2 protein-coding genes are annotated in these 469 nt (G+C 69.9%); both read left to right on the top strand.

What is annotated here, in order from left to right; all coding sequences use genetic code 11:
• Positions 1-207 (top strand): DUF742 domain-containing protein (locus AB0C16_RS40525; RefSeq protein WP_357691511.1); only part of this gene is annotated, 207 nt, incomplete at its 5' end.
• On the top strand, positions 188-469 hold a 282-nt coding region (locus AB0C16_RS40530), incomplete at its 3' end, for an ATP/GTP-binding protein (RefSeq protein ID WP_357691513.1). The genes AB0C16_RS40525 and AB0C16_RS40530, both read left to right, overlap by 20 nt.

The raw sequence follows: 469 nt of genomic DNA on the forward strand, positions 1-469 counted from the left end.
TCGGCGATCGACTGGGGCATGTCGCTGCAGAGTTCGACGATCGCCGAGCTCGCCGCCGAACTCGACCTCCCGGTAGGGGTGGTGCGGGTCCTGGTCGGCGATCTCGTCGAGGACGAGCTGGTGCACGTGACCCGTCCCGTTCCGCCGGCCGAGCTGCCGGACGTGAACATTCTCCGCGAGGTGATCAATGGCCTTCGGGCGCTCTAGCCGCGCCGAGCAGCGGCCCGTCGAGCCCGTCACCCTGAAGATCCTGGTGGCGGGAGGGTTCGGCGTCGGCAAGACGACCGCGGTCGGCGCGGTCAGTGAGATCCGGCCCCTGCGCACGGAGGAACGCCTCAGCGAGGCGGGCCGCCCGGTGGACGATCTGGACGGGGTCGAGTCCAAGACCACCACCACGGTCGCGATGGACTTCGGCCGGATCACGCTCCGCGACGACCTGGTCCTCTATCTGTTCGGCACCCCGGGCCAG

Source organism: Nonomuraea sp. NPDC048916, from assembly GCF_040649575.1.
Taxonomy (GTDB): Bacteria; Actinomycetota; Actinomycetes; order Streptosporangiales; family Streptosporangiaceae; genus Nonomuraea.